The sequence below is a fragment of the Flammeovirga aprica JL-4 genome (assembly GCF_012844305.1).
In the GTDB taxonomy this organism is placed as follows: Bacteria; Bacteroidota; Bacteroidia; order Cytophagales; family Flammeovirgaceae; genus Flammeovirga; species Flammeovirga aprica.
Genome location: NZ_JABANE010000311.1, coordinates 1 through 990, shown reverse-complemented (window position 1 = coordinate 990; position 990 = coordinate 1). Strand labels below are relative to the sequence as shown.

Below are 990 nucleotides of genomic sequence, written 5' to 3'. Positions count from 1 at the left end.
TCTGATAGTTTTCTCAAAATGATTACATTTATAATTATTTAAATTGAGAGAGCTATCAGGCTCTACTCTACTGCTTCATTAAACCAGAGTATGCTTGACTTTTATTTAATATCTGATTCAGAAGGAAAACCAAAGCCAGATAAATTAGACAATTTAGACTATGCGGGTGGATTAGAGTCAGATATATACGACCGTCTTGTAAGAAAGGGGATAATTGATTCAAGATTTGATTATTACTCAGACTTTAGATGGGGGAATCAATTGGTAAAACAGATTGAATCGAAGGCAAATATTTTTAATAGAGATTCAGATGTTATTAAGCTTAAAGAAATCATTGACAAGGCGGTTAATAAAGAATTTGGATTGATTGCATTTGGAGATTAAGTAAATGGAAAAAGAATATTCAATATATCTCGACTCAAAAAAAATCGGAACGACCCGACTTGAAAAAGCAGATGCCCCTATGGGTGTGGCTTTTGGATTAATTGAATTTAAAGACATTGAATCACCATACCTGTTTTTCAAAGATTATTGCACGAAAAACAAAATCACCATCATTACAATTGACCCTGAATTTGAATTTATAGACACTCAAGTTATTCCGCAACTAAAAGTGTTTAGACAAGACGGGTTAGAGCTAAAAGGAGAAGCAGGAAATTTTATAAGTGGAATGAAGGAAGAGGGATATGAAATCTCAGTTTTAGGAATTGGTTATCCATTCTACGAAGAAGAGTTTCCACATCATGTGAAAGCTTATGAAGAGATGTTTAAAAAATAGAAAACGAAAGCACAATCGAGTAGAGCGCCGCTAGGCGATTAGCCTAGCGGAGAGCCTCTCACACCACCGTACGTACTCCGAGCTATGCTCCCTCATTTCGAATCTCTTCTCATGAAGGTATACGGCGGTTGATTACCGTTTGGTTAACTTTTTGTAGATGTCTGACATCGCAATATATCCTCTCTTTTCAAGGCGTTCTAAAGTGATGGTTG

The 990-nt window shown here is 35.7% G+C and carries 2 protein-coding genes; both read left to right on the top strand.

Annotated elements, in window-relative coordinates; all coding sequences use genetic code 11:
- The first annotated feature begins 90 nt into the window (after positions 1–90).
- Positions 91–384: a hypothetical protein gene (locus tag HHU12_RS34095; protein WP_169661173.1), complete on the top strand. Its 294-nt coding sequence runs from the start codon at positions 91–93 to the stop codon at positions 382–384.
- Positions 385–388: 4 nt separating this feature from the next.
- On the top strand, positions 389–778 hold the full coding sequence (locus tag HHU12_RS34090; protein ID WP_169661172.1) for a hypothetical protein: 390 nt from the start codon (positions 389–391) through the stop codon (positions 776–778).
- Positions 779–990 lie beyond the last annotated feature (212 nt).

Excerpts from the sequence above, each read along its gene's own strand:
- HHU12_RS34095 (WP_169661173.1), top strand. The coding sequence starts at position 91 with ATGCTTGACTTTTATTTAATATCTGATTCAGAAGGAAAACCAAAGCCA.
- HHU12_RS34090 (WP_169661172.1), top strand. The coding sequence starts at position 389 with ATGGAAAAAGAATATTCAATATATCTCGACTCAAAAAAAATCGGAACG.